The sequence below is a fragment of the Bacillus proteolyticus genome, assembly GCF_001884065.1.
Lineage (GTDB): Bacteria > Bacillota > Bacilli > Bacillales > Bacillaceae_G > Bacillus_A > Bacillus_A proteolyticus.
This window is the reverse complement of sequence record NZ_MACH01000027.1, coordinates 1-372: the sequence shown is the minus strand read 5'-3', so window position 1 is coordinate 372 and position 372 is coordinate 1. Positions and strand designations below refer to the sequence as shown.

General features: G+C 36.6%; 1 protein-coding gene. It reads left to right on the top strand.

Features of this window, described 5'->3' with window-relative positions; translation table 11 throughout:
* On the top strand, nucleotides 1-307 hold a 307-nt coding region (locus BAQ49_RS03845), incomplete at its 5' end, for a DDE-type integrase/transposase/recombinase (RefSeq protein ID WP_116733429.1).
* Nucleotides 308-372: the final 65 nt, after the last annotated feature.

Genomic DNA, 372 nt, shown 5'->3' with positions numbered 1-372 from the left:
CGTGACAGTAGATAAGAATCCAGCTTATCCTATAGCAGTTGAAGAATTGAGAAAAGAAAAAAAGATGCCATTGGGCATCCAACTAAGGCAAGTGAAATATCTCAATAACATAGTGGAACAAGATCATCGATTTATTAAAAAGCGAGTTCGTTCGATGTTAGGATTGAAATCCTTTCGCACAGCTACATCCATTATTTCTGGAATAGAAGCTATGCATATGGTAAAAAAAGGGCAACTTATTCTACTGGACAAGTCTGTCCAAAATCAAGTGAAGTTCATCCATCAACTATTTGGAATTGTTGCTTAAGACTAGATTCCACTAGGAAACTTTTCGCCTCTTTATATCTTTCCTAAGTATTTGCACCAGAACCC